At 67.9% G+C, this 26,829-nt stretch carries 23 protein-coding genes and 4 pseudogenes; 11 read left to right on the top strand and 16 right to left on the bottom strand.

The annotated features are described in order from the left end of the window. Positions 1-77 precede the first annotated feature (77 nt). From OG842_RS01435 to OG842_RS01390, 10 genes and pseudogenes are all read right to left on the bottom strand, one after another. Entirely contained in the window at positions 78-545 is a 468-nt protein-coding gene (locus OG842_RS01435; RefSeq protein ID WP_266726715.1) for a MarR family winged helix-turn-helix transcriptional regulator, read from the bottom strand. Positions 546-946: 401 nt separating this feature from the next. Further along, positions 947-1,250, bottom strand: a pseudogene (locus tag OG842_RS01430) (NADH:flavin oxidoreductase/NADH oxidase); the annotation flags it as partial. A 234-nt stretch (positions 1,251-1,484) separates the two neighbouring features. Continuing rightward, the gene (locus tag OG842_RS01425; protein ID WP_266726714.1) at positions 1,485-1,904 is read right to left on the bottom strand and encodes an SRPBCC family protein; all 420 of its coding nucleotides are present in this window, start codon (positions 1,902-1,904) and stop codon (positions 1,485-1,487) included. Positions 1,905-1,954: 50 nt separating this feature from the next. Beyond that, complete coding sequence (locus OG842_RS01420) at positions 1,955-2,965, bottom strand: aldo/keto reductase (protein WP_266726713.1); 1,011 nt, start codon at positions 2,963-2,965, stop codon at positions 1,955-1,957. Positions 2,966-3,334: 369 nt separating this feature from the next. Continuing rightward, positions 3,335-3,637, bottom strand: coding sequence for a hypothetical protein (locus OG842_RS01415; protein WP_266726712.1), 303 nt, complete (start codon positions 3,635-3,637; stop codon positions 3,335-3,337). A gap of 62 nt (positions 3,638-3,699) precedes the next feature. Further along, positions 3,700-4,467 (bottom strand): LLM class flavin-dependent oxidoreductase, encoded by a 768-nt coding sequence (locus OG842_RS01410; protein WP_266726711.1) that lies wholly within the window; start codon positions 4,465-4,467, stop codon positions 3,700-3,702. A 68-nt stretch (positions 4,468-4,535) separates the two neighbouring features. Continuing rightward, complete coding sequence (locus OG842_RS01405) at positions 4,536-5,360, bottom strand: aldo/keto reductase (protein ID WP_266726710.1); 825 nt, start codon at positions 5,358-5,360, stop codon at positions 4,536-4,538. Positions 5,361-5,375: 15 nt separating this feature from the next. After that, positions 5,376-5,732 (bottom strand): nuclear transport factor 2 family protein, encoded by a 357-nt coding sequence (locus tag OG842_RS01400; RefSeq protein WP_266726709.1) that lies wholly within the window; start codon positions 5,730-5,732, stop codon positions 5,376-5,378. Continuing rightward, complete coding sequence (locus tag OG842_RS01395; RefSeq protein ID WP_266726708.1) at positions 5,732-6,154, bottom strand: GlcG/HbpS family heme-binding protein; 423 nt, start codon at positions 6,152-6,154, stop codon at positions 5,732-5,734. Before OG842_RS01395 ends, OG842_RS01400 begins: the two co-directional genes overlap by 1 nt. Positions 6,155-6,256: 102 nt before the next feature. Then, positions 6,257-7,468 (bottom strand): MFS transporter, encoded by a 1,212-nt coding sequence (locus OG842_RS01390; protein ID WP_266726707.1) that lies wholly within the window; start codon positions 7,466-7,468, stop codon positions 6,257-6,259. A gap of 149 nt (positions 7,469-7,617) precedes the next feature. Between OG842_RS01390 and OG842_RS01385 the strand changes: the two are divergent. Continuing rightward, a pseudogene (locus tag OG842_RS01385) lies at positions 7,618-7,899 on the top strand (MarR family winged helix-turn-helix transcriptional regulator); the annotation flags it as partial. Positions 7,900-7,910: 11 nt separating this feature from the next. On the opposite strand, the gene OG842_RS01380 reads toward OG842_RS01385, so the two are convergent. Together OG842_RS01380 and OG842_RS01375 are read right to left on the bottom strand one after the other, a co-directional pair. Then, complete coding sequence (locus OG842_RS01380) at positions 7,911-8,357, bottom strand: SRPBCC family protein (protein ID WP_266733371.1); 447 nt, start codon at positions 8,355-8,357, stop codon at positions 7,911-7,913. Positions 8,358-9,958: 1,601 nt separating this feature from the next. Then, positions 9,959-10,387, bottom strand: a complete 429-nt coding sequence (locus OG842_RS01375) for an ester cyclase (RefSeq protein ID WP_266726705.1) — start codon at positions 10,385-10,387, stop codon at positions 9,959-9,961. Positions 10,388-10,855: 468 nt separating this feature from the next. On the opposite strand from OG842_RS01375, the pseudogene OG842_RS45100 reads away from it, so the two are divergent. The 4 genes and pseudogenes from OG842_RS45100 to OG842_RS01360 form a co-directional block, all read left to right on the top strand. After that, positions 10,856-10,984: pseudogene (locus OG842_RS45100) on the top strand (IS3-like element ISTesp3 family transposase); the annotation flags it as partial. A 384-nt stretch (positions 10,985-11,368) separates the two neighbouring features. Then, positions 11,369-15,043 (top strand): S8 family peptidase, encoded by a 3,675-nt coding sequence (locus OG842_RS01370; RefSeq protein ID WP_266726704.1) that lies wholly within the window; start codon positions 11,369-11,371, stop codon positions 15,041-15,043. Next, positions 15,043-15,678 carry a hypothetical protein gene (locus OG842_RS01365; RefSeq protein WP_266726703.1) on the top strand — a complete coding sequence of 212 codons (636 nt, stop codon included), beginning with the start codon at positions 15,043-15,045 and terminating at the stop codon, positions 15,676-15,678. The genes OG842_RS01370 and OG842_RS01365 overlap by 1 nt, the downstream gene beginning before the upstream one ends. Before the next feature lie 308 nt (positions 15,679-15,986). After that, positions 15,987-16,976, top strand: coding sequence for a helix-turn-helix domain-containing protein (locus tag OG842_RS01360; RefSeq protein WP_266726702.1), 990 nt, complete (start codon positions 15,987-15,989; stop codon positions 16,974-16,976). A gap of 59 nt (positions 16,977-17,035) precedes the next feature. Here the strand turns inward: OG842_RS01360 and OG842_RS01355 are convergent, their stop codons facing one another. From OG842_RS01355 to OG842_RS01345, 3 genes are all read right to left on the bottom strand, one after another. Continuing rightward, on the bottom strand, positions 17,036-17,464 hold the full coding sequence (locus tag OG842_RS01355; RefSeq protein ID WP_323185793.1) for a cytochrome P450: 429 nt from the start codon (positions 17,462-17,464) through the stop codon (positions 17,036-17,038). A 196-nt stretch (positions 17,465-17,660) separates the two neighbouring features. Next, the gene (locus OG842_RS01350) at positions 17,661-17,969 is read right to left on the bottom strand and encodes a hypothetical protein (RefSeq protein WP_266726701.1); all 309 of its coding nucleotides are present in this window, start codon (positions 17,967-17,969) and stop codon (positions 17,661-17,663) included. Between the two features lie 208 nt (positions 17,970-18,177). Then, positions 18,178-19,083 (bottom strand): alpha/beta fold hydrolase, encoded by a 906-nt coding sequence (locus tag OG842_RS01345; RefSeq protein ID WP_266726700.1) that lies wholly within the window; start codon positions 19,081-19,083, stop codon positions 18,178-18,180. 92 nt (positions 19,084-19,175) lie between these two features. Between OG842_RS01345 and OG842_RS01340 the strand changes: the two genes are divergently transcribed. Further along, positions 19,176-19,727 (top strand): helix-turn-helix domain-containing protein, encoded by a 552-nt coding sequence (locus OG842_RS01340; protein WP_266726699.1) that lies wholly within the window; start codon positions 19,176-19,178, stop codon positions 19,725-19,727. Between the two features lie 358 nt (positions 19,728-20,085). On the opposite strand, the gene OG842_RS01335 is transcribed toward OG842_RS01340, so the two are convergent. After that, positions 20,086-20,763: a GAP family protein gene (locus OG842_RS01335; protein ID WP_266726698.1), complete on the bottom strand. Its 678-nt coding sequence runs from the start codon at positions 20,761-20,763 to the stop codon at positions 20,086-20,088. A 750-nt stretch (positions 20,764-21,513) separates the two neighbouring features. On the opposite strand from OG842_RS01335, the gene OG842_RS01330 reads away from it, so the two are divergent. The 5 genes and pseudogenes from OG842_RS01330 (at position 21,514) to OG842_RS01310 (ending at position 26,829) form a co-directional block, all read left to right on the top strand. Continuing rightward, complete coding sequence (locus OG842_RS01330; RefSeq protein ID WP_266726697.1) at positions 21,514-22,104, top strand: hypothetical protein; 591 nt, start codon at positions 21,514-21,516, stop codon at positions 22,102-22,104. 118 nt (positions 22,105-22,222) lie between these two features. Beyond that, positions 22,223-23,575: a Dyp-type peroxidase gene (locus OG842_RS01325; protein WP_266726696.1), complete on the top strand. Its 1,353-nt coding sequence runs from the start codon at positions 22,223-22,225 to the stop codon at positions 23,573-23,575. Between the two features lie 53 nt (positions 23,576-23,628). Further along, positions 23,629-24,753 (top strand): catalase family protein, encoded by a 1,125-nt coding sequence (locus OG842_RS01320; protein WP_266726695.1) that lies wholly within the window; start codon positions 23,629-23,631, stop codon positions 24,751-24,753. Positions 24,754-25,081: 328 nt separating this feature from the next. Beyond that, positions 25,082-26,038: pseudogene (locus tag OG842_RS01315) on the top strand (ATP-binding cassette domain-containing protein). After that, a complete protein-coding gene (locus OG842_RS01310) occupies positions 26,035-26,829 on the top strand; it encodes an ABC transporter permease (protein WP_266726694.1) in 795 nt (264 codons plus the stop codon). The pseudogene OG842_RS01315 and the gene OG842_RS01310 overlap by 4 nt, the downstream one beginning before the upstream one ends.

Genomic DNA, 26,829 nt, shown 5'->3' with positions numbered 1-26,829 from the left:
TCGTCCGACCGGTGGCTGTACCGTCCCCGCGCACTGCTGGAGTCGGTCGCGCGGGAAGGCGATCGGGTTGCTCGGCCCTACGGGCGTCGCGACGGAGGTTTCACCGCTTCTACCGCCTTGACCAGCGAGGACAGTTCGGGGTTCTTGGCGGCCTCGTCGAGGGCTTCCCGGAGGGCGGTGTCATTGGTCGGCCGGGCTTCCTCAAGGAGTTTCAGGCCGGCCTCGGTGACGTTGGTGTAGATGCCGCGCCGGTCGGTCGGGCACAGGTATCGGGAGAGCAGGTTGCGGTCTTCCAGGCGGGTGACCAAGCGGGTGGTGGCGCTCTGGCTGAGCACGACCGCGTCGGCGACCTGCTTCATCTGCAGATGCCCGCCCTCGCCGTCGTGTTGGCGGCTCAGTACGTCGAGCAGTGAGTATTCCCGGACGCTCAGGTCGTGCTTGGACTGCAGGGCGCGCTCGATGCGTGCCTCGATCTTGCCGTGCAGGAGGGAGAGGGCGCCCCATCCGCTGGCGAGGGCGGTGAGTGCTGGGTCTGTGGCGGTCACGGGGTCCAGGTCTCCTTCCGAATGTGGCTGGAGTACAGGATAGACCATGAAGTGAAATATTGGCTAGAGCTCATATAGAGCTTATGCAATCATTCGCATCGGTCGCGAGCCGCCGACCACGGTGGTCGGCGCCGTTGTGCGGTCTTCTTCCAGTCGCATCCTCCTCACGGGGTGGCCTCCTGGTGCTGACGGCCGGCCGGACTGTCACATGGCAGCAGCGAGCTGGTCCTCTTGCCGTGCGGCGTCCTGTTCGTCCGAGTGAACGCGCCTGGCGAGACATTGAGCGCGGGGCAGGCCGGGAAGCGATCGGCGGGCCCGCCTGCATGGCGTGTTCCGAGGGGTGTATCCCAACAGGAAAATGGAGAGCGAGCCGGTGGGGCAGGGTGTCGTCCGCCGCTCGGTCATGAGCGGTGGTGCCGGACGGGGTAGGGGGCCTCGCTGCCGAGTTCGGCGGCGGCGTGGCGTGCCCAGTACGGGTTGCGCAGGAGTTCATGTCCGAGGAGGGCGGTGTCGGCCTGGCCGGAGGTGATGACGTCCGGTGCCTGGTCGGGCTCGGTGGTCAGGCCGACGGCTGTCACGGGCATGCCGGTCTCCCTTGCGGACCCGTTCGGCGAAGGGCGCCTGGTAGTGGGGTCCGGTCTCGATCTCCGCGCCGGGTGCGTTGCCGCCGGTGGAGATGTCCATGAGATCGACGCCCGGGTCTTGAGGAGCGAGCGCGCGGTGCGAGCGAGGGTGCCTGGCACTCGGCCTCCGGGGGCGGTTGATCGGGGTGGTGAGCGCCTGGTGGTCCTCCGGCGGCGCAGCGATCCGCTCCGGCGCCGTGTGCGACGTGCCGGCCGTCGCGGTGGGTGACTCTGCGACCCGGGTACACCGCAGCCCGGGTATGCGGGGTGCGTACCCGGGCTGCGCGGTGGGGCCTGGTGATGGATGGCCCCGGTGTCAGGCCGTGAGTGTGTTGTGGAGTGCGTCGAGGCCGTCGCGGTAGATGGAGGTAAAGAGGTCGGTGACTTCGTCGTCGGTGGCGTTGTCGGGGTTGAAGCGACCGGACCACTGGACCTCGGCGATGTCGTCGCGGCCGGGAACGGTGTGGACCCGGATGGTGGAGACGTAGCCGTTGACCGGGAACGGGGCCTGGAGGATGGCGTAGCTGTAGTGGCGTTCGGTTTCGTTGAAGTCCACGAGGCGCTCGATGATGACCTCGCCGTTCGGGTTGTTCAGCCGACGGACCCGGCCGCCTTCGAGCGGGGTGCTCTCGGGGATGTAGGGGAGCCAGTCGGGCAGGGCGTCGAAGCCGCCGATGAGGCTCCAGACCTTGTCGGGGGAGGCGGGCACTATGCGGCTGACGGAGGTGGAGGCCATGGTCTTTCTCCTGGATCCTGGTGCTGTGGTGGGGGTTACGGGGTGCGTGGTCAGGCGCCGTTGGGCAGCGGGGCGGCCGGGCTGACCAGGCCGGCGGTGCGCAGTTCGTGCCAGAACGCGGCCGGGACGGTCTCGTTCAGGGCGGCGATGTCCTCGGCGATGCGGCTGGGCCGGGTCGCGCCGGGAACGGCGGCGGCGGCAACCGGGTGGGCGAGGGAGAACTGGAGGGCGGCGGCCTTGATGGAGACGCCGTGCTTCTGGGCCAGGGCCTTCAGGCGGGAAACCTTCGCGACGATCTCCGGCGGGGCCTGCTGGTACTCGAAGTGGGTGCCGCCGGCGAGGACGCCGGAGCTGTAGGGGCCGCCCACGACCATGTCTACGTTCTGTTCCTGGGCCATGGGCAGCAGCCGCTGCAGGGCGTGCTCGTGGTCGAGGAGGGTGTAGCGGCCGGCGAGGAGGAATCCGTCCGGCTGCGGCTCGTCGAGGGCGAGGGTCAGTTCGATGGGTTCGGTCTTGTTGACGCCGAGGCCCCAGGCCTTGATGACGCCTTCGTCGCGCAGCCGGGACAGCACCCGGAAGGCGCCGGTGCGGGCCTCCTCGAACTTCTGGAGCCACAGGTCGCCGTGGAAGTCCTGGGCGATGTCGTGGACCCAGACGATGTCCAGCCGGTCGGTGCCGAGCCGCTTGAGGCTGTCCTCGATGGAACGCTCGGTGGCCTCGGCGGTCCATACGTGGAGCATCTTGTTGGGATTGCCGTGCTCGAACAGGCCGCCCTTCTCGCCGAGGTCGCGGGCACCTTCCTCCAGTTCGTCGAGGATGACCCGGCCGACCTTGGTCGACAGGACGTAGGCGTCGCGGGGCTTGGTGGACAGGACCTCGCCCAGGCGGGTCTCCGAGAGGCCGGATCCGTAGAAGGGGGCGGTGTCGTAGTAGCGAATGCCCTGGTCCCAGGCGGCTTCGACGGTGGCGCGGGCCTCCTCGTCGGGGATCGCGCGGAACATGTTGCCGAGTGGGGCGGTGCCGAAGCCGAGCTTGCCGGGAAGGATTTCCTTGAGGGTCATGACGGTGCCTTTTCGATCAGTGGATGCGGGGTGCGACGGCATCCCCGGCGTGGGGGGCGAGGCGTGAGCGAATGGATGCCTCCGCGGTCGGCGGCTCTGTCGGCGGAGCCGTGGCAGTGGATGCACGGTGATGTCCTGCCGGAGCCAGGCGTGCGGCACAGATAGATGCAGAAGCGCCTTGCGAGTAAGAACAATAATTGCAGACGCTAGGTAATGCAAGTGGCTGCCACACCGAGACCGGTCGATCCGGGCGCCAGGCCCCGACGGTCCGCCTCCTGGGCCGGCCACGATGATGCTTCTTCAGAGCCTGTGCGGCCGGCAGTGTCCGGCGGGATCCCGGCATCCCGTACTTCGACGAGCGCTGCCACCTCAGGAAGTGGCCGTGCCCGGAGCATCGGTCCCGTCCGCCGTGCCGGGGGAGGGGAAGTGCGGCAGGACCGTTTCGGCGAGCTCGTGGAGGATCTCTTCCACGGGGCGGTTGCCGGGACGGAGGTTGAAGGAGACGTGGGCGACGCCGAGTTCGCCCATCGCCCGCAGATGGTCGATCAGAGCCTGGTGGCCGGTGCGCAGCCCGAGCCGGATCGGGGTCGCCGCAGTGGAGGGGCCCCGGTGAGGTCCAGTCGCATGGGGGTGAGGTACGGCTTGGGCGTGCCGGCGGTCAGCTCCTGCCACTCCCGCGCCTTGAGGCGCAGGGCCCCCAGTGGACGCGGGTGGTTGAGGGACGCGTCCGCGTTCTACGAGATCCACTCGGCCGACTGCTGGGCGTGCCCGGCGATGGCGACAGGCACGGACGGGCCCGTCGGCTTGGGCAGGACATCCAGATGACGTCGGGCGTCGAGGCCGAACTCGGCCAGCTCCATGCCCGCACCGTCGGTGTGCCGGGCCCACGCGGCACGCAGGATCTCCACACTCTTGCGGAACGTGGCACCGCGGCCTTGGAAGTCCGCCCCGAACAGGGAGTACTCGACGGGCCGGTCCCCGCTCGCGAGGCCGAGGACGAACCGGCCGCCGGAGCGCACGTCGACCGTGGCAGCGGACTTGGCGACCAGCAGCGGCTGCCGCAGCGGCAGGACCACGGCCGCGGTCCCGAGCACGGCCCGCTCGGTCACGGCCGCGAGGTGCCCGACGTGCGTGAACGTCTCGAAGACGGAACCGGCGTCGCCGAACTGCTCGGGATCGTAGAGGGGGACGTCCCGCACCCAGAGTCCGGCGAAGCCCAGCTCGTCCGCCAGGCGAGCGAGTTCGGCATGGCGGGTCAGGTCCGGGACACCGAAGGGGCGGCCCGCGGCCCGGTCGGCGCGCAGCCGGGTCGCGCCCCAGTCGTTGTCGAGGGCAGCTCGAGGCCCGGAGTCGGCAGGCCCGCGGCGTTCACGAGCCGGTCCAGGGCGGTGGGGGCGACGGACATGACAGACACAACTTTCAAAAGAGCAGCGACGGAGCGGGGGCGACGCGGAGGTACGGAGTTCGAGTTCGGGCTCGCGCGGGCGGGACCTGCCATCCACGCCCGCGCGAGCTGTGGAAACCCGGCGGGACGGCGTGGAGCATCGCCCCGCCGGGCCGGTCGGAAGGGTCAGTTGAGCTCGTCCGGGTGGGGGCCGGTGCGCAGGTCGCGGTCGAGGGTGGCGATGGTGGCCATCTCGTCGTCGCTGAGGGTGAAGTCGAAGACGTCGAGGTTCTCGCGGATGCGGGCGGGCGTCACCGACTTGGGGATGACGACGTTGCCGAGCTGGAGGTGCCAGCGCAGGACGACCTGGGCGGGTGACTTGCCGTGGCGGGCGGCGATCGTGGTGATCGCCTCGTCCTTGAGGACGGCGCCCTGTGCCAGCGGGCTCCACGCCTCGGTGGCGATCCCGTGCCGGGCGTGCACGGCGCGCAGGTCACTCTGCTGAAGGCCGGGGTGCAGCTCGATCTGGTTGACCGCCGGGACCAGCTCGGAGCCGGCGATGAGCCGGTCGAGATGCGCGGGCTGGAAGTTGGACACGCCCGCGGCGCGGACCCGCCCCTCGGCGACGAGCTTCTCGATGGCCTTCCAGGACTCGCCGTACAGGTCGCGGGCCGGGGTCGGCCAGTGGATCAGGTACAGGTCGAGGTGGTCCAGGCCCAGCTTGGCGAGGCTGGCGTCGAAGGCCCGCAGGGTGGTGTCGTAGCCCTGGTCGGCGTTCCACAGCTTGGTGGTGATGAACAGTTCCTCGCGGGCGATCCCGGAGGCGGAGAGGGCGCGGCCGACGCCGGTCTCGTTGCCGTAGATCGCGGCGGTGTCGATGCTGCGGTAACCGGCCTCCAGGGCGGCGGTGACGGCGGCGGTGGTCTGGTCGTCGGGGACCTGGAAGACGCCGAAGCCGAGCTGGGGGATCTCGACGCCGTTGTTCAGCTTCACGGTGGGGAAGGTGGTCATGGTGCGTGTGGCCTTTCAGACGGTACGGGGTGTACGGGTGGAGAGGGTGTAGTGGACGGTCTGGGCGCTGATGAGACCGTCACGGAAGACGAACGTGTCGACGCCGTCGGTGACCTCGTGGGTGGCGGTGGTGGCGGTCCACTGCAGGAACAGCACGTTTCCGGCGAACCGCGGAGTCAACTGCCAGTCGGCGTCCGGGAGATCGGCCAGGAGCCGGCCGATTCCCTCCCGTACGCCCTGGTGACCCGTCAGGATTCGCTCGGGGGTGACGAAGACGGCGTCCTCGGTGTAGTTCGCGGAGATCAGACCGAGGTCCCCGGTGCCGAGCCGCTTCCCGTGGTCGGTGAACACTTCCTGCGGGGTGCGGGACATCAGGACAGCTTCTCGACGGCCGCGATGGCGAAGCCGTGGTCCTGCTCGGGGGCACCGCCACCGACGCCGATGGCGCCGATGAGGCGGCCGTCGCGGTGGACGGGGACGCCCCCGGCGATGAACAGCAGCGGCTTGTCGAGCGCGGTGGGCAGGGAGTGGAACGGCCCCTCGGGCTTGACGAGGTCGACGAGGTCCGCGGTCGGCGCGTCGAGCTGCAGGGCGGTGCAGGCCTTGCGGGTGCTGGTCTCGCCGGAGATCAGTACCGCCCGGTCGTCCCGGCGGAAGGCGAGCAGGTGTCCGCCCGCGTCGAGGACGGTGACGCTCACGGTGACTCCCGCGGCGTCGGCGGCGCTGCGTGCGGCGGTGACGAGGGCCTCGGCGTCCTGCGTGGTCAGCGGGGCGACGGGGATGGTGGTGCTCATGACGGATTCCTTCACGGGTGGGGGATCGGGCGGGGACCAGACGGGGGATCGGGTGTGGGTGGGAGGGCTCGGGCTGCGGCGGCGCGTCCAGGTCGGTACAGGTCAGTGCAGGACGGTTTCCGGCGTGCTCCGGCGCCCGTCGGACCCTGCGACGACGCGTGTGGCGGTGCGGGTACGGCGGTGGAGGTGGGCGGCGAGAAGAGCGAGCAGCAGGGCTGTGCCGGAGAGGATGGCGCCGACCCAGTTGGGGGAGGTGTAGCCGAGGCCCGCGGCGATCACGACACCGCCGAGCCAGGCCGCGAGGGCGTTGCCGAGGTTGAAGGCGCCGATGTTGGCGGCGGAGGCCAGGGTCGGAGCGGCCGAGGCCTGGTCGAGCACCCATTTCTGCAGTGGCGGGACGGTCGCGAAGCCGAGGGCGCCGATCAGGGAGAGGGTGATTGCGGCCAGCACCTTGTTGTGGGCGGTCGCGGTGAACAGCAGCAGCGCGGCGGTGAGGGCCGCGAGGGTGGTGAGGAGCATCGGCATGAGCCTGCGGTCGGCGAACTTGCCTCCGAGGAGGTTGCCCAGGAACATGCCGATACCGAAGAGGACGAGCAGCCAGGTCACCGCGCCCTCGGTGTAGCCGGCCACCTCGGTCATCATCGGGGTGATGTAGGTGATCGCGGCGAAGACACCGCCGTAGCCGAGGACGGTCATGGCCATGGCCAGCCACACCTGCACGTTGCGGAATGCGGCGAACTCCGTGCGTACGGTCACTGAATCGGGTCGACCCGTTTCGGGCACCAGCTTGGCGACGCCGAGGAAGCCGATGACGCCGAGCGCGGCGACGACGACGAAGGTGACGCGCCAGCCGGCGGCCTGGCCGATGTACGTACCGCCGGGGACGCCGACGATGTTGGCCACGGTCAGGCCCATGAACATCAGGGAGATGGCCGAGGCCTTCTTCTCCGGAGCGACAAGGCCGGCTGCGACCACGGAACCGATGCCGAAGAACGCGCCGTGCGCCAGGGAGGCCACGATCCGGCCGATGAGCATGACGCCGAAGCTCGGTGCGAAGGCGGACAGTGTGTTGCCGATGACGAACAGCGTCATCAGGAACATCAGCATCTTCTTGCGGGACACCTTGGTGCCGAGAACGGTCAGGAGCGGCGCGCCGAACACGACGCCCAGGGCGTAGCCGGAGATCAGCCAGCCGGCGACCGGGATGGTCACGCCGAAGTCGCCTGCGACCTGGGGCAGCACGCCCATGATCACGAATTCGGTGGTGCCGATCCCGAAGGCCCCGATGGCGAGAGCCAGGAGCGCGAGAGGCATGGGGAGCTACCTTCCAAGTGCTTGCGGTGGGCGCTTACGTCACATGACAATAGTTGCATGCGCTGGATAAAGCAAACGCGCACTGACCCGATATGCATCTATCGTCGTGTGCAACTATTGAAGGAGCGGTCCGATTAAGGAGGCCCCCGTTGACTGCTACTGCCCCCGCGCTCACCGCCACGGCTCAGGGCTGGTGCGCGCTGTCTCTGCTGCACGGAAGGATCGAGTCCCACCTCGAACGGGCCCTGCAGGCCGGTCATGGCCTGAGCGTGCGCGAGTACTCGCTCCTCGATGTCCTCGGCCGCCAGCACGACGGGGAGGGCGGACACCTGCAGATGAAGCAGGTCGCCGACTCCGTCGTGCTCAGCCAGAGCGCGACGACCCGCCTGATCACCCGCCTAGAGGACCGCGGACTCCTGGAGCGCTACGTCTTCCGCAGAACTCAGACGTTTCCGCCATGCTCGCGCACCGCGATCCGGGCCAGCTTCGTCAGCATCCATCCGTTGCGGATCCCGACAACGTAATCCACCGGGAGACCGTGCATACGCGTGCCGGGTCCCCGTAGGGGGTGCCAGTCGAGAACGAAGAGAGTGTTCTCGCCCCAGGGGATCAGATTCATGGCAATGCGGGCCGCGCCGAATGGACCGGCTTTCGCCTCCAGTTCGAGGCGGCGCTGCGGTTCACAGATGCGGACGACGCAGGTGTCGTCGAGCGTAAGGGGACCGGCCCCGACGCGGACTTTCAGGCGGGCGCCCACTTCGGGCCAATACGGGTCCGCGGCGAGGACCTGCTGGGTACCAGTCACCCATTCCCCGTAGCGGTGGCTGTCGGACAGCAGGCCCCAGACCTCGGACGGCGAGCTCAGGATCAGTCGGCAGCTCCGGGCCACGCTGATCACGCCCCTTCTGGAGTACGAGGAGTGCGAGGAGTGCGAGGGGTATGAGGGGCACGAGAGATGTTTCCGGTCATGCCTCCTCCGGAACGGGCCGCTCGGCAGGCCCCTTCACTGCTGCTCGTGTGGAACAGCCAGTCGAGCGCACTACGGAACTGCGGAAACCCTTTGACCGACACCGCTTTCACCACACCATGAACGAACTCATCCCTTCACACGGCCTGGTCAACCGCTGCTTCCAGTGAGTCCGGGCCATCGCCTCCCAAGGCGACAGCCCGTGGACACCTCCGCTGCTCAGCCGCGGCCGTCCTCGGCCCGACAGCTGGAAGCGGCCGTGCCGGGCTCCCGGACCGGCCGTACACGGGCTTGGCCTCCAGCCTCATGCCGACCGCACCACCTCCACAATCCGGAAGGCCCATACGGGGCTGAACCGGGCGGACGGGCTTCCCCGGCGTTGACGCACTTGAGGTTGCGGCGGCGATGAAGACCGCAGCCGACGACCGTGCCCAACGCCAGCGGCTGGGGTAGTGCGCCGCCGGAGGCTCGACTACGGGCTACGCGTTTTCCTGAGCATCCAGGAGACGCACGGCGCCCGGTTCCGGACGACCGACGTCCTGTTGCTGCATGACCTCCTCCTGCCGGCCACACCCCTGCTGAGGCTGCTGGCTCAGCTCGATACACCGGATGCGGACCGTACGCCGAACACTGGTTCCGCGAGCGCACAGTCGGCCTCCCCGAACCGATGCTTGGCGAACTCACCACCTGGTTCGAACCGAAGCTGTCCGGCAGCACCACCGCGCCGCGCGCCAAGGCGCGACCGCACCGTTGGATTCAGCGGATGGTGACGAATGCGCTGCTCGCCCTGCGCGTATCCACTGCTGTACGGGGAGGAGCCGTTCCCACCCGAACCGCTGCGCGTGCACCCACCTCCCGAGGTCCTCGCCCTGGACGATGATGTCGCCCGCGGCCGCCGGGAGCGGGCCGCCGGCCTGGACGATGAGGTGGCAGCGCTGCCACCCGGTGCCCTATACCGGGCACCGGCCCGGATCGACCGCATCCAGCTCGTCCTGTGTCGCGCTTCGGTCATCGCGTCGGCTGCCGAGGGGACGGGGCGGCAGGCCGCGCACAGTTCCACGTTCTCCCGCGCACTACGCGCTGCCGCGCGGGCGTTCATCGACCACACCCCGATCGTATGCACCTCCCAGCTCGCGGTGGTCGGAGGGAGGAAATGTCCGTGCACCGGGGTGTGCTCCTTGGCGACGGCGACGGCGACGGCGACTCCGTCCGTCCAGGCCGCCTCCTGGGAGGGGCCGTGCACTGTCGGTTCCTCTGACGTTGATCTTCACATGAAGCTTCGACGGATGACCGCTGTCGTCGCCGTGGTGCTCACGCCGGCCACTGCCGCCTCCGCCCAGGTGCTTGCCGTGGGCGTGCAGCCACGCTTCGGTGTCATCGGCCCGGAACTGCGGGCTCTCGTTGGTGTCGCCGACCGGTGCCGCCGACCGGTGCCGTTCTGGTACGCGGGCGAGCCGGTGTACCAGAACGTCGTGAGACGGACACTGATGAGCAATCGTCAATACCTTGGGGCCGGGCCTGGATCAGTGCTCAGTAGCTGCTTGCTGTAGCTGTGCGGCGATCCCCTGCCGGTCGATCTGGATCCAGTACTCGACAATCAGTCCGTCCTTGACGCGATACACCGCACTGGTCACCGCCGTGACCTGCGCGCCCGTTGGCGGATGGTGGCCGACCGTTCCGACATGCCGCCCGTTTTGGGTCCAGCGGGCGTAGACCCGATCTCCTTCGGCGATGAGCTCGTCCACGGTCAGTGTGAAAGCGCCGTATGCGTCGAGCATCTCCTGCACGTGCTCGGTGTACTGCTGTGGTGTTCGCTCCACAACCACCGGCGCCTCCGAGACGACCTGGTGAGCCTGGACACGGTCGGCCAGGAAGTGGCTGGCTCGGTCAGGGTGCAGCCCCGAGCGCACCTGCAGGAGGAATTGGCGGACGGTTTCCTTGGCATTGACCACGGGCAAAGTCTGACATCCCGTCTATGCTGCGGCAGTCTCGGGGCGCTCGACGCGGCGACCGTTCTCGAAGCCCGACAACCCCACTGGACCGAACAGCACGACGGCCACGCCCACAACGATGCCCCCAACTTCGTGAATGACCGCCCGAAGAATTGGGCCGTCTTGGCTCCGGCGAAGCGGCCGACGACGTACTGGCCGACCACCCGACTCGCCCGATCCCGCTCAACGTCACGCGCCCCAACCCCAACTCGCTGCGCCCCTACGAAGCTCCGGAGACCGCAGCGGCAACCATCCGGGCCGGAGGCCTCGTCACCCTCGGCGCGGGGCCTCTCCTCTTCGGCGGCCCCTGTGCCCCGGGCAGGCAATGAGGTGTGCCTGGAGGCCGGCTGTACCCGCAACAACGGCGACCGCGTAGGCATCTGGAAGTGTGCCGACCACACGAACCAGAAGTGGGTCATCCAGCGGGGCTACCTCGCGACCGACACCGATCGGCAATCACGACGTCTGGCCGGATGGGCGATCACCGACCACATGGGCACAGAACTCGTCACCGAAGCCTTGGCGGCCGCGATCCGGACTCGCGCCAGCTTCGCCGGCCAATCGCCGGCGACACCACGCATGCCTGGACCAGGACGCGGGGAACACCGCCAAGGGCGGCAAGACCTACCACTTCGACGGCATCGGTTCGCTGGGTACACCGCATCATTGGCGCAGCTCCACACTCCGGACGCGGCGCCAGCCGTTCTCCCTTCCCGGCGTTTTGGCGTTCCTCCGCCGGTCTACCGGCCGATTGCCGTGGCGGGTCTGCGACATGGAAGAGATCCGCCACTGCCAATCGGTTGTCTCGGTCCGTGCAGAGCCCGAAAGTAACTGCCGAATGCAGCAAGTACTTCTTTCTCACGAAGAGTAGGAGACGCTCATGCATCCGCCGCGCCATTTTCACGGCGAAACCGAAACCACCGCAGCGCAGGAGGCCTCGAGATGAGGCGTCTCAGGCGACGGTTGGTCACCGCGGCTGTCGGCATCACCGTCCTCGGGGCGGTCATGTCGAGCACCGCAGCGAACGCCTCCAACCCGGCTCCGGCTCCGTCTTCCCCCGCTTCCCTCAACCTGCCCGCGTCGGTCCGCGACAGCCTGCTCAAGGCTGACGCCGGAACTCAGGCGGACCTGTCACTGACGCTGGTGACCGGCGACAAGGTGCAGATCGGCCTCACCAAGGACAGGAAGCCGTTCGTCCGTGAGATCAAGCCCGCGACACGGGCCGGGAAGGAGTCGGTTCTCTTCCATACCGTCACCAAGAACGACCAGGTCTACGTCGTACCGGAAGACGTGTTGCCGCTGCTCCGGGCCGACCTGCTGGACTGGGAACTCTTCAACCTCGCCAAACTGGCCGATTGGGCGGCCGAGGGCAGAACCGGTGAAGTCCCGGTGATCACCGCGTACAGCGGAAAGGCCAGTGCCCGGACAGCGACGACCGCCGCCGGCACGACCGCCAAGACCGTCCTGCCGAGCATCAACGCCCGCTCGATGACCATTCAGGGCAACGGGCAGTGGTGGCGAGAAGTGCGGGAGAAGAACACCGGCAAGTCCGTCGCCTCGCAGGCCACCGGCCCGCTGGCCGGAGTGAAGAAGGTTTGGCTGAACGAGCTGACCACACTTCAGCTCGACAAGTCCGTACCACAGATCGGCGCGCCCGCAGCCTGGGAACGCGGCTACAACGGTTCGAACGTGAAGGTCGCGGTGCTGGACAGTGGCATCGATGCCACTCACCCCGATCTCGCCGGCCAGATCGCCGAGGCGATCGACTTCACCAACAGCCCGAGCGGCCCGGTGGACGGACATGGACACGGTACTCACGTGGCGTCCACGATCGCCGGTACCGGCAAGGCCTCCGACGGGCTGCGTCGTGGTGTGGCGCCCGGTGCGAAGCTCTCCATCGGCAAGGTGTGCGACGACGAGGGCAGATGCGCCGGCGACGCGGTCATCGCCGGCATGGAGTGGGCCGCCAAGTCCGGTGCCGACGTGGTGAACATGAGCCTCGGCGGAGGGGCCAGCGACGGAACGGACCCGTTGAGCAGCTCGGTCAACGCTCTCAGCCGCACCTACGGCACCCTGTTCGTCATTGCCGCGGGCAACAGCGGCCCGAACCCCGAGACGGTCGGATCGCCAGGTGCAGCCGACGAAGCGCTGACCGTCGCGGCCGTGGACAAGAGCGACCAGATGGCTTCCTTCTCCAGCCGCGGACCTCGCGTCGGGGACGGCGCGGCCAAGCCGGACATCGCCGCTCCGGGCGTCGCCATCGCCGCGGCCCGCGCCAAGGGCACCTCGATGGGCAACCCCGTGGACGACTACTACACGTCCGCCAGCGGCACTTCCATGGCCACGCCCCATATGGCCGGTGCCGCTGCGATCATCGCCCAGCAGCACCCGGACTTCACCGGGCGGCAGATCAAGGCGCTGCTGATGGCGACCTCCAAGGACCTCGGGTACGACCTGTATGCGCAGGGCGCCGGCCGGGTGGACGTGGCCCGCGCGATCGATCCGAAGATCATTCCCGACGGAAACCTGGTCTTCGGCCGAGCCGAATACCCGCACTCGCCGGTGTCCAGGACGGTCACCTACAGCAATTGGACCGAAGAGCCGATCACTCTCACGCTCTCCGCCTCGGCTTCCTACGCGGGCAAGCCCGCACCGGCGGGGCTGTTCACGCTCAGCGCCGACCAGCTGACCGTGCCCGCCAAGGGCTCGGCCGATGTGACGGTGACCATGGACGGCAAGGTGGTGGACGATTCGGGGCAATACGGCGCATACGCCGGCGTCCTGACCGCCAAGGACAGCGCGGGGACACTGCTCGGATCGTCGCGGATCTCGACCTTCGTGGAGCCGATCCGCCACGATCTGACCATCAAGGTCACTCCTCCGGCCGGTGCCACCGATGTCTCGTACGGCAACGCACTGATCGTCCCGGTCGACGAGGACAAGCTGAACCTGTACGAAAAGCCGCTGACGGCACCGGGTGGCGAGACGATCAAGGCACGGGTGTTCTCCGGCACTGTCACGGCAGCCATCGCGGTGACGTGGCGGGACGCGGCCGGCGAACTGAACCAGGCCGCACCGATGGTGCCGGAGGTAGAGGTCACCGGCGCGACCACGGTGGAGCTGGACCTTCGCAAGGCCAAGCCGGTCAAGGTGAACACCCCGGAGCCGACTGAGACATACCAGGCAGGCTTCAAGACCGAACGGATCTCCGTGGACCGAGACTGGGGAATCACGGCGCAGTTGGCCACTGAATACGGCCCTGGTGAACCGAACTGGTGGGCACTGCCGACCGCCGGCAAGGTCAGCCTCGGCACACTCAACTTCCACAGCCAGCATGTCCTGGTACCGCCGTCAGTGACGATGCGGGTCACAGGGAATGGTGACTCCTTCGACCTGGGCGCCCGCTACGCGACGCCGGACACCACCATAAACGGCGGCAACCAGAGCTGGACGAAGGACGGCAAGCGCGTATCCACCCTCGTGCGATCGACGATTCCCCGACTGCCCTCCAACGGGAAGAAGCCCGTCGTCTACGCGGGCACCGGCTCGGCCGAGGAACTCGCCGACGTCGATGCCAAGGGCGCGCTGGTGCTGCTGAAGCCGACCGACATCTGCGGGACGACCTGCGACTTCACCGCACTTCGCAAACGAGTGGCGGCGGCCGCCTCCGCAGGCGCGGTCGGGGTGCTGGTGACGGGCGAAACCGATCGGGTCGCCCTGCTGAAGTACGAGTCATTCCGACAGTACAAGTGCGAAAACGGCCCCGACAGCTGCCCGCCCGTCGATCCGTACGCAGCGCTGCCGATCGTGACCGTACCCCCGGCCCAGGCCGCCACGCTGATCCGGCGGATCGAGAGCGGAGCGAAGTCCGGCGTCCAGATCAGACTCGGCGGCAGCCGCGAAGTGTCCAAGGCCTATGCTCTGGCCTTCGACTCCCCTGGTCGGGTTCCCGGCAACCTGCCGTTCCGGGTCCAGTCCCGGGATCTCGACCGTGTCGATCACCGCCTCCACGCCGACCAGCCCGGCGCGATTCCCCACTTCAGCTGGAACCGGATGACCGAGTCCGGTCCGGTGACAGAGGAAACAATGCTGCCCAAGCCGGACAGTCAGCGGCAGTTCACCACGTTGGTCGGGCCGCGGAACGACAACGCGATCGACCGCTTCGAGATGTCCGTAAGGGACTATCTCGCGCCGTCCGTGGCAAGTCCGTCGGGCCCGTCCGAAACTCGGGACCTGGCGTTTGGCAAGAAGAACACGATCGACTGGAACGAGGGTCCGTCCCTTCCCGGCGCGGTGCCCCAGGTCCGCACCAAGTCGGGCTTCACTGCCGACACCGGCCTGCCGTGCGCCGGCTGCCGGGAGGGCGACCGCTTCTGGCCCACCCTGTACCTGACCAGCGGCGGAGGCGGTCGCCAGGCCATGATGGGCATGCTGAACGACACGGGCATCGCCCATTTGATCTACGGGATCCAGGCATGTGAGCCCCCCGCCTGCGGCGTAGGCCTCTTCGACGACGCCGGCCACGAACTCCAGCAAAAGCTCCACCCGGTCGAGTTCGTCTTCGAGCTCGGCGAGCCCGGCAATGTGCCGGACCTGGTGTCGAGGAGTGGGCGGTGATGACCGAAGTGGGAAAGGAGACTGCTCCGATGGACGCGGCAGTGCCACCGAGGTGGCGCCGGAAGGTGAACCTGGGAGCGTCGGCAGCCGTAGCAGTGCTCGCGCTGGCGGGGTGCAAGGCCGACGTCATCGCGTACGACCTCCCTGCGGAATCGGCCCGATACTCGTTCCAGGCGGAGACCAACGGGGTCAAGACCACATGGGAGTACACCTCCGACCGTCCGGCCAAGTCCGACACCCCGACGTCACAGCCGTGCATCGCGGACGCCGTCGTCAAGGAACCCGGCCCGTGCCGTCCGGAACCGCTCATTTTCCTGCGGTACGACCTGGGCCTGGACCTGGACAACACCGCAAAGGCCAACAGGCTTCACCCCATCACCGTCACCGGCTACTACCAGGACCGGCTCAGCACGCCACCGACCGTGACCGAGTTGCGGGCACAGGCCAGCTTCGACGGCGGCAAGACCTGGCAGCCGGTGATCACCAAGGCCGGCGGGAAGAACACCTTCATCGCGCGTATCAAGCATCCGAAGCGTGACCACGCTCCTGGAGGAGTCGCGTTGCGGATCACCGCGACCGACAGCGCGGGGAACAACGTCAAGCAGATCATTCCTCAGGCGTACCGACTGCGCTGAGGCGAACCCGATCCGGAGGGAGCACGGCCGGGGCGAGAAGTGAGCTTCGCACCGGCCGTGACCCCCGTCTTTCGACGCAGCCTGCACCGAATGCGGAGAGGGACTGCGCCCACAGACCGTTCGCGAGCGACTGCTCCGTACGCGTACCGCTTGATCAGGCCGTTGGTCCGGTGCTGCTCGCACCGGACCAACGGCATATCCGGATCCGCATTGCGCTGGCCTCGCCCTGGTGGCAGAGGGTGGCCGGAGAGCGCGTTCCACGACACAGACGCCAGGCCGGAGCACCAACGGACAGACGGAGAGACATCATGCTGTCAGACGTGCTGGGACTTACCCCCGAAGAGGCGGACACCTACCGCATTCTGGTCTCGGTGGCCTCCGCCACACCCACCGGACTCGCCGAACTCATCGGCTGCGACATCCGTCAGGTGGTGGGCATCCTCAACAGGCTCGAAGACCAGGGACTCGTCGCGCGCAGCCTCGGCGACCCCACTCGGTTCGTCGCCGCCCCACCGGCGGCGGCGCTGCGGGCGCCCCTGATCCAGCGACAGAACGAGCTCAATCTGGCGAAACTCGAACTCGAATCCCTCGACGAAATCTACCGCGCGGCCACTCTCGGGCGCGGCGCAGCGGAGGTCGTCGACGTGGTCCACGGCACCGAGGCCATCCGCGAACGCGTCGGACACATACAACTCGGAGCACGGAAAGAGGTCATGAACTTTGCCAAGGCACCGTTCTTTTCGTCCGGCAACATGACCGACGAAGCGGTCATCGAGCGGGGTGTCCGTTACCGCGTGATAATCGAACGCTCGATGCTCGACGAGGGAGCTCCGTCGTTCGAAGAAATCATCCAGGCGCGGGCTGCCGGAGAGGTGGTCCGGATCGCCGAATCAGTACCGCTTAAACTCTTCATCGTGGACAGCGAGTTGGCCATTGTTCCACTCCTCGGCTCCACCAATGCCGCAAAGGCGGGAGCCCTGCTCGTGCACGAGTGCAGCCTGCTCGACGCGCTGATCGCACTGTTCGAGTCCGAATGGGAGAAGGCAACGCCGTTCGTCGCCTCTGCGAGTACCTTGCAGAGCGCACCCGCCACCGATGATCTGGGTGCACAGATACTCAGCCTGTTGCTGACGGGTCTCACCGACCAAGCGATCGCCACCCAACTGCGCACCTCCATGCGTACGGTGCAGCGCCGGATCCGCCAGATGATGGACATCGCGAAGGTGCAGAATCGGATGCAGTTGGGCTTCCGTGCGGCACAGCTGGGCTGGCTCGACGCCGATCAGGACGGCAGCTGACTCCCGGAACACCGGACCCGCCGACCGAGAACATTCACGTTGGTGTGGTGCGCGGCAAATCAAGAGGGTGAGTTGTAACCCTTTCTGGAGTCGCATCCTGGGCCTTCTGCTGTGTCGATCACGCTGTCTGAGGATGTGCGTGCCGAGTCGGCGCGTCGGGCGGGTACGCGGGACCGGAGGGCGGCCATGCGGGCCCGGAGCATTCTGACGTGTGCGGAAGGTATGTCGAATGCCGCTGTCGGGCGGCTTGTTGACGTCCAGGCCGAGACGGCGGGCAAGTGGCGTCGCAAACTCGCGGCCGAAGGACCCCTGAGCGAGGGGAATCGCGTGAACAGCGCCCGGAAGGTCGCCGCGAGTGCCACGCGGGCGAGCTTCGCGCCGATGCAGAGCCGGGGGCCGTGGCCGAAGAACAGATGCGCATTGGGGTCCCGGGAGATGTCGAAGGCGTCCGGGGCGGCGAAGACCGACGGGTCCCGGTCCGCGGCCAGCGGAAAGCGGCGGCCGACTCCTCGTCATGGCGGAGGGCCCAGCCCATCGAGTCGACGCTGGGGCGCGGACAGCCCTGCCAGGTGGTCACCGGCCACGCTGCGCCGCCCGGAAAGTCGACGGCTGTTACGCCCGCACCGTGTGCTTCATGCTTGCCCACTTCTGCCACGGGGCCGCCTGCACCGGGACGGTGGCCCCTCACCACTTGAGGGCCTCCGCCCGGGCGTCGTCGAGCCCGTGCTCGGCCACGGGTACCGCTGGACCGTTCAGGGATCCGTTCTCGTCCTCGGCGGTGCCCTGCGCGTCCTGGTCTTGATCGAGGTCGTCGAGGCTGTCTTCTCCTGGCCCCGTGGCTGCCGTGCTGAGTTCTTCCTTCTGCTCCCGGGGTCCGGAGTGCGGGGCCGGGGGAGTGCGGGCGGGTGCGTTGCGGGGGAGGAGATGCTGCTCCTGGGCGGTGGCCTGTCCGGCGCGGGCACGGTGCATCAGCAAGGCCGAACCGGCGCTCAAGGCACGTCCTGATCGGCGATGGCGATGGGATGCCGTTCCGGCCCGCGCGGTGGGCACTCCACCCGCCTGGGGGGACGAAGGTGGGCTGGTCCGGGTGTCCGCGTGCCTGGAGCCCGTTCTCGCGGTGGTGTCGGTGAGGCCTGAGCGGCGCGGCCGTGGGTGGGGGAGCGGAGTCGGATACAGGGTGTGCGGCAGGTGGGTGGTGCTGTCATCGACGCGCTCTTGCGATGAGGTCGTTGACTGCCTGGATCACCGCGTCCGCCCGCTCCTCGTGCAGCCACCCGTGCCCCGCGTCGTCGAGAACCCGCTGCTCTCCTTGCAAAGACTCGGCGGCCAGCTCGGCGTGCAGGGAGCGCTTGCTCTCGTTGATCTCCCGCAGCAGCTCAGCGGGCCACAAGTGGGCCTGGGTGGCGTCGTGCCCCATGGCCGTGAGCACGATGAGCGGCACGTCGGGGGTGGCCGCGGTCTGCCGGAACTCACGGGCGACCTTGTCGTAGAGGTTTTGGTTCTCGCGCGAGGCGACCCGCCAGGTGGCGAGGTGGCGCGCGGCCAAGGGCTCGCGCACCGGCTCTGGCCAGGCGGCGAAGTGCTGGATCATCTGGGCGTGGGACTGCTCCAGCTGTTCCGGCGTGGGCTCGGCCGTCTCCTGGCTATCCATCTGACCCAGCATCTCGTCGAGCTGCTCCCGCACCTGCCGGGGAGCGCAGTTGGCCAAGTCCTCGTGGAAGGGGTCGAGCAGGAGCAGGCCGGCCACCTCGTCGGGGAAACGTCTGGCGTAGTGGCGCGCGTAGGCCCCGCCCAGGGAGTGGCCGATCAGCAGGTGGGGGCCGGGAAGGCCGGTGGTGTGGAGCAGTTCGCGAAGTTCGTCGGTGACTTCCGCTGCTGTGCGGGGCAGCTCAGCAGGGTAGCTCCAGCCGTTGCCCCCGCGGTCGTAGAGGACGCTCGTGGTCAACTCGGCGACGTGATTGTGGATGTTCAGGTAGTCCAGGCTCATCAGTCCCACCCCCGCCAGGAATACCGCGGTAGGGCCGCCCGCGCCCGAGCGGTGCAGCATCAGGTGCCGATTGCCGCCGATGTCATGCAGGCGTCCAAGGGGAGGTGGTGTGGGTGTCATGGGGTGCTCCTGTGCAAGCGGGTGCGGCGGGCCTGCGCCCAAGGCTTTATTCTCAAACGTGAGAACGGTATCAGCTATGAGACCATGTGCCCATGGACGCGGTCGACCTGCTTCTGCACCCCGTACGACTGCGCGTCGTGCATGCCATGTCCGGCGGCCGGACACTGACCACCTCGCAGTTGTGCGCGCTGCTGCCCGACGTGTCGAAGGCCACCGTGTACCGGCATGTGGGCCTGCTGGCCGACGGCGGCCTGCTGGAGGTCGAAGGCGAGCAGCGGGTGCGCGGCGCCGTCGAGCGCCGCTACCGACTGCGGCGTGAGCGGGCTGTGATCGACGCCGACGCCGCTGCTTCGGTTTCGCTTGAGGACCACCGGCGGGCGTTCGCCGTGGCGATGGCGACCCTGCTGGCCGAGTTCAACACCTACCTCGACCGGCCCGGCGCCGCTCCTGCCGTCGACCTGGTGGGCTACCGCCAGCACGCGATGTGGCTCAGCCGGGACGAACTCACCGCGCTGATCGACGAGATGCGCGACGCCCTGGTGCGCCGTATCACCAATGAGCCCTCACCGGAGCGCACCCGCTACTTGATCAGCCCGATCCTGTTCCCCGCCGAGGAACCACCCGCGGCCGGCGGCGAGAACTAGGGTCTGTTCTTCGGTCACGACCGCAGTCAGATGAGGAGCGCAGCGGCAGAAGTGACGGTGCCGAGGCAGACATACCCTCGCTCGCCCATCGGGTGGCGACGGCTCTGAACTGCTTGAGCTTGCCGATGGCCCGTTCCACCGTGTTGCGATCTTCGTACCGGCCCTTGTCGAAGCCCGCAGACCGTCCACCGCGTGAAGCCCGGCACAGGCGAGCAGCCTTGTGATCGTTCTTCTCCGGGATGACGTGCCGGATGGGGTGCCATCGGCTGACCAGAGCAAATGCCGCTTGCGGACCGTCTTCCATGGTCTCTGTCGTACGTCTGTGATCGGACTGCCTTGCCACGTGTGGGTATGACGTTCAGGAGGCGAGGATGGAAATGCCGTCTCCGAGCAGCTTCAGCCCGAGGACGAAGAACAGGGCCGCCATGACGGCCACATTGTGCTGGGCTGCCCAGTCCTTCCAGCTGCCGAGCGTCGTTTTTGCTCGCTCCCCTCCGAGCAGGAAGACCCCCAAGGGGGCCAGCAGGCCAAGGGTGGCGATCAGGACGAAGATGGCCAGCGATGCGATCTGCTGCCCGACCGGCAGTCCTGCTGAGCCAATCGTGGCGCCCGCAGCGATGGTCAGCGGGGCGTTCTTGGCGTTGAGTGCGGCCAGGGCCGTTCCGAGTCCGAAGACTTTGACCGGTGTGAGGCGATCGATCGCGCCCATCCACTTCGGCAGCTGGGCCTGCGAGGGATCCCTGGGGCGCCGGTGCCACTGCCGGGCGCCGAAAAGGACGAGGAGCAAGCCCAGAGCAAGCTTGAGGGCTCCTACCCAGGTGGCCGGGTGATTGTGGGCGGAGGCGCCGGCGGGGGAGGCGATCAGCAGCATCACCGCGCCCAGTGCCGACAGTCCCAGGATCCAGCCGACGGTGAACAGCAGTCCGTTCAGACGTCCCCGAGGAGTGGCGAGGACAAGGATGATCGCGATGATCGGGAGCGGGCTGATCGCGACGCCGGCCGCGAAGCCCAGTACGTCACCGAGAACCGTGCCCATGATTTCCTCCAGGTGGGGGTCCGGGTGGTGACCGAGTTGAGCAAGGTCAGGCGGGAATTCATGACCCGACCGTCTGCTTGCGCAGCCACAGGACTGGCATGGATGTGTCCGGGGCGTGTCGAAATGGCACCGGAACTGGTTCGCCACCTCTCCGGAGAGTGATCCTCAGCGGTCGGTATCGTCCGCTGCTCGGCCCGATCTCCCGGACCGCTGAGCTTTCGCCGCTCGATTCCGCTCACCGGGCATCCGGAGCAGCGCCGCGGGTGCCTGGCCGGCCATGTCGCTGCCCTCCCCGACCAAGCGGATGGAGCTGCCCAGAACACGACGACGATTTCGGCAGGTCGCTCCGTTCCATGGTCCTGCGCCCTTGCGGATCTGTCCTCGGGAGCCTCTTGGAGCGCGAAAGCCTTGGCCTGCTCGTTTCCGCCGTGGTGCCCATCGGGTTCGACAGCAGACCGGCACCCTGAAAAGCTCTCACCCTGCACCGTGACGGACTGCGGACGAGGCGCCCGGACGGCAAATCGGGCATGGACCGTAGCCGGCCGGAGGCCGGAGTGAGGGCGGCCGAACCGATCAGCCTGAACCGCAGTGCCGGAGTACCGCAACATACCGTCCCCGGGTACCCCCATCGCCCCGGGCCGGGGATGCGACGCGATGCGTATGCGGTAAGGATGAAGAGGTGAGGGCGATGGCGCCCCGTATTCGGGCGCTTGGCGCCCCTCGCACCGATCTGCGGCAGGAGAATCTCCCATGACTGCGACGACGGGTGCAGCCCAGTCGGCCCAGCCCGAGCGCCCGGGCAGGAAAGATGGAGTCTGCAGCGAGTTCACCGTCTTCACCAGGATAAAGCCGGGCCACGCCGATGCACTGCGTGAGGATCTCGCCGCGCTCGCCGACTCGACGGCTGACGACGAAGCCCGTGCGGCGCTGCGCCAGATCGGCACCCTGCACGACGCACGGCACGTGATCTTCGACAACGACACCCGGTTCATGTTCGCCAGCGTCTTCGACGGCTCCTGGGACACCTACATCGACGACTTCGCCAAGACGGTGGTCGGGGCCCGCTTCGACAAGGTCTTCTCGCACACCGAAGGTTTCCCCGGCGTAGCCGATCCCGGGGTGAAGGACTGGTTCGTCTCCCAGCAGGAGCCTGCGGGAGTCTTCGTCAGCTCGTACCCCGACCTGACCGTTCAGCAGATCTGGAAGGACCAGCGCGTGGACGAGGCGTTCCAGGAGGTGCTGGACACCCCCGAGTTCCGGGCAGCGCTGAACAACCCGGCGAACGCCGAGTTGCTGGCCACGCCCGCCTTCCAGAAGCTGATGGAGGAAGCCGCTGCCTAGAACCCGGACACAGCCGACCCTCACAGCCGACCCAACACCGTTGGCCCCGCGTCGATGCACGTTGGTCGACCGCTGTGGAGCTGTCCAGGCAGAGAATGATGCGGAGGCAAAAGCAAACATGAACACGGCGGACAGCAGCAGCGCAGCCGGCGTGGGCGTCGAGATCGACGACGTCCAGAGCGGAGCACTGCGTCCACGGCCGGTGCCGTACGAGGGAAAGTTCATCTTCCTGCGCGTCGACGACCGCCACGCCGGGCGCGCCCTGCTGCGGCGGCTGCTCCCGTTGACCTCGGGTGGCCTGTCCGGCGTGGACGGGAGCCAGAACGCCTGGGTGGCTGTGGCGTTCACCTACCAGGGCCTGAGAGCTCTGGGGGTGCCACAGGAGTCGCTGGACAGTTTTCCGCGGGCGTTCCGCGAGGGCATGGCCGCCCGGGCGGAGCTGATCGGCGACACGGGCGAGAGTGCACCGGCCCACTGGGAGGCACCGTTCGGAACGGGCGACGTTCACATCGCCCTGAGCGCCCTCTCCTCCGATGCAGCCCACTTGGACAAGGAGCTGGAACGCGCCCGCGTCGCCTACCAGGACACCCCCGGTGTCCAGGCGATCTGGCAACAGGACGTCCACCAGCTCCCGACCGGGCGTACCACCTTCGGATTCCGCGACGGCATCAGCCACCCCAACATCGACGGAGTCGGGCTGCCCGGCTCCAACCCGCAGGAAGCCCCCATCAAGGCCGGCGAATTCATCCTCGGCTACCCCGACGAAACCGGCAGCCTGCCGCCCATGCCCAGCCCCGACGCGCTGGGACGCAACGGAACCTACGCGGCCGTACGCAAGATCCACACCAACGTGGCGGCCTGGCGCCGATACCTGCGCGCGAACACCTCCAGTGCCCAGGAGGAGGCACTCCTGGCAGCAAAGATGGTCGGACGCTGGCCCAGCGGAGCGCCGCTGACGCTGACCCCGGAACACGATGACCCGGAGCTGGCGGCCGATCCGCACCGTGTCAACAACTTCCTGTACCGGGAGAACGACGACCGCGGGTTCCGGTGCCCCGCCGGTGCGCACATCCGGCGCACCAACCCCCGCGACTCCACCATCATCGGCGACGCAAGAATGCACCGCCTCATCCGCCGTGGCACCACCTACGGCCCACCGCTGCCCGAGGGCGTACTGGAGGACGACGGCGCCGAACGGGGCCTGGTAGGAGTCTTCATCGGAGCCCATCTGGAGCGACAGTTCGAATTCATCAAGGCCGAGTGGGTCAACGACGGCAACTTCATCGGCTATCCGGGCGAGAAGGACCCGGTTGCCGGGCACCACGACGGAACGGGCAGCGCCACCATCCCGGACAAGCCGATCCGGCGCCGCCTGCAGAACCTGCCCAGCTTCGTCGTCACCCGCGGCGGCGAGTACTGCTTCCTGCCAGGCCTGCGCGCCCTGCGCTGGCTCGCCGAGCTGGAGGACTGACGGCACTTCCTGCCCCCGAGACCAACCACGGTCTTTGAGAAGAGGTCGAAGTCATGGCAGCACAGTTCGTCCCCTACACGCCGGACGTCGAAAACGACGACCCGCACTTCGACCGCAACGTCCAGACGGTGATCGAGAAGACCGAGAGCTACATCACCGAGTCAGTCAAGGCCGGTGGCACCGGACGGGCCCTTCGCGACGCCCACGCCAAGGGCTACGGGCTGGTCCGAGGGGAAGTGGAGATCCTGGACGGGCTTCCCCCCGAGTACGCCCAAGGCATCTACGCGACACCGGGAACCCACGATGCACTCATCCGCTTCTCCAACGGCTCGCCCCACGCCGGAGCCGACGCACGACTGGGCGCCGCCACCGGACTGGCACTGAAGATGTTCGACATCCCCGGCCCGACCCTGCTGGAAGACGAACCGGACACGGGCACATTCGACTACGCCAACATCAACGGACCGGTCTTCTTCTGCAATACAGTCGAGCACTACCTGTTCATCCAGGAACTGTTCCTGAACGCGCCGGCCTACTTCTCCCAGGGCCGACCCGGCGCACATCGCTTCTTCACCGAGTTCGTGACCGGGAGGGGAACGCTGGATCAGGACAACTGGGCCTGGGACGAGTTCCTGGCCTTCCTGCGCCTGTCCAAGACGCCTCCGGCGAACCTGCTGCTGTCGAGCTACTGGACGATGGGTGCGGTCAGGCACGGCGACTACATCGCCAAGGTGCGCATCACCCCCGACCCGTCCTCCTCCGCCGCGGTGGTCCGGCGAGCCATTGACCCGACCTCCGCGCAGGAGGTCTTCCGGCCGGCTCTGCAAGCCGAACTGCAAGAACGGCCCTACGCCTTCGACATCCAGGTCCAGCTCTGCACCGACCTGGAACGCATGCCGGTGGAGGACACCACCGTGGAGTGGCCCGAACTGCTCTCGCCGTCCGTCACCGTGGCGAAGCTGCGGCTGCCGCAGCAGGACATCTCCGGCCCGCAGAACCTGGAGAAGATGGACTCACTGTCGTTCACCCCATGGCGGGTCACTGCCGAGCACGCACCCCTGGGCGACATCATGCGGGCCCGCAAGGAGGTCTACCGGCACTCCTCCATCGCGCGCCACAAGCTCAACCAGCAGCCGCGCACGGAGCCCCGCAGCGCGGACGAGGTACTTGGCGCTTGACCGGGTACAACGGCGAGCCGGTCGAGGCCGGGCACTCGAATGAACTGGGCTCGGACGTGAAGGGTGCCCCTTGCGGTCGGTGCTCAACGAGGCCACCCACCACCCTGTTTCCTCCGCGACCGCAGAAGCGGCGCATACCGGGATACGTTCGAGCGTGTCCGCTGAGGACGCGCCGCGCTCTTCTTGGCGGCGCGTAACCAAGCACTTGGCGCGCTCGTACGACAGCCGACCGGCCGGTGTGAGGCAGAGGCCGACGTCTCGGGGCTGCGAGGCCGTATAACCGCAACAGTTGACCCTGACGCAGGGGCAACCTCTCAGCATGGTGGGCATGACAACGAGAACCAATGCGATCGAGATTGCCGGGCTACGCAAGTCGTACGGCGACCATGAGGTAGTCGCTGGAGTCGACCTGGCCGTCCCCGCGGGCACTGTCTACGCCCTGCTCGGGCCCAACGGGGCCGGCAAGACCACCACAGTCCGGATTCTGTCCACGTAGCTGCCTGCAGACGCCGGTGAGGCTCGGGTCGCCGGGTACGACATACGCCGCGAGGCAGACCAGGTGCGTGCGTCGATCGGAGTGACCGGGCAGTTCTCCGCTGTGGACGAGTTACTGACCGGGCGGGAGAATCTGCGGCTGATGGCCGACCTCGGCCACCTCGACCGGCGCCATGCGAAGAGCGTGGTGGAGCAACTGCTGGAGCGATTCCACCTGGTTGATGCCGCCGACCGGCGCGCGGTGACGTACTCCGGTGGTATGAAGCGGCGGCTGGACCTGACGATGACCCTGGTGGCAGGGCCGCGGCTGATCTTTCTTGACGAGCCGACCACCGGCCTCGACCCGCGCAGCCGCCGTGACCTGTGGGGGATCGTGCGGGAGCTGGTGGCCGACGGGGTCACGGTCTTCCTCACCACCCAGTACCTGGAGGAAGCCGACCAGCTTGCCGACCGGATCGGTGTGCTCGACGGCGGCCGACTGGTCGCCGAGGGCACCGCGGCCGAGCTGAAGCGGCTGGTTCCCGGCGGTCACGTCGAGCTTCAGGCCGCCGACCGTGAACGGCTGGCCGAGTTGGCACGCCAGTTCCCCGAGGCGAGCCCGAACGCCGCGGCGCTGACCCTGACCCTGCCGCACGACGGCAGCCTCACCACGCTGCGACGGCTGTTGGCCGAGGTCGACGACGATGCGGTCACCGGGCTCGCCGTGCACACCGCGGACCTGGATGACGTGTTCCTGGCTCTCACCGACCACTCCACCGCCGACGAGTCTCCCGAGGAGGTGCCGGCATGAATACCGCGACGTATGCCGTCCGCGATTCAGTGACCATGCTGCGCCGCAACCTGAAGCACATGGCCCGGTACCCGTCGCAAACGCTGATGCTGATCGGCCTGCCGCTGCTGTTCCTACTGTTGTTCGTCTACGTCTTCGGCGGCACGATGGGCGCCGGTCTGCCTGGAGCCCCGGCGGGGGACCGCGGCGACTACCTGACGTTCATCACTCCCGGGATCTTGGTGATGGCGGTGGCGAGCGTGTCCATCAGCACGGCCGTCTCGGTCGCCACCGACATGACAGGCGGGATCATCGACCGGTTCCGGACCATGGCCATCGCCAAGGTCTCGGTGCTGACCGGCCACGTCCTGGGCGCGATGGTCCAGACTGCACTGGCACTCGCAACGGTATTCGGCGTCGCGTTCCTGCTCGGTCTGCAGACCGACGCCTCGGCGATGCAGTGGTTGGACCTGATCGCTCTGCTCGCGCTGTTGTCGTTCGCGATGACCTGGTTCACCGTGGCGCTGGGGCTGGCCAGTCCGAACCCGGAGGCCGCGAGCAACTGGCCGATGATCTTCATCATGCTGCCGTTCGTGGGCAGCGGGTTCGTGCCGGTCGAGTCGATGCCGACCGGGCTGCGGTGGTTCGCGGAGAACCAGCCGTTCACTCCGATCATCGACGCCTACCGCGGTCTGCTGGTCGGCTCGCCCGATGGTTCGGACGTGCTCTGGGCCATCGGCTGGTGCGTGGTGATCGGACTGGTCGGCTACCTCTGGTCACGGCGTCTCTACCGGACCCGAGCTGCGAACTAG

Source organism: Streptomyces sp. NBC_00376, from assembly GCF_036077095.1.
Classification (GTDB): Bacteria; Actinomycetota; Actinomycetes; order Streptomycetales; family Streptomycetaceae; genus Streptomyces.
This window is presented reverse-complemented; position numbering and strand designations above follow the sequence as displayed.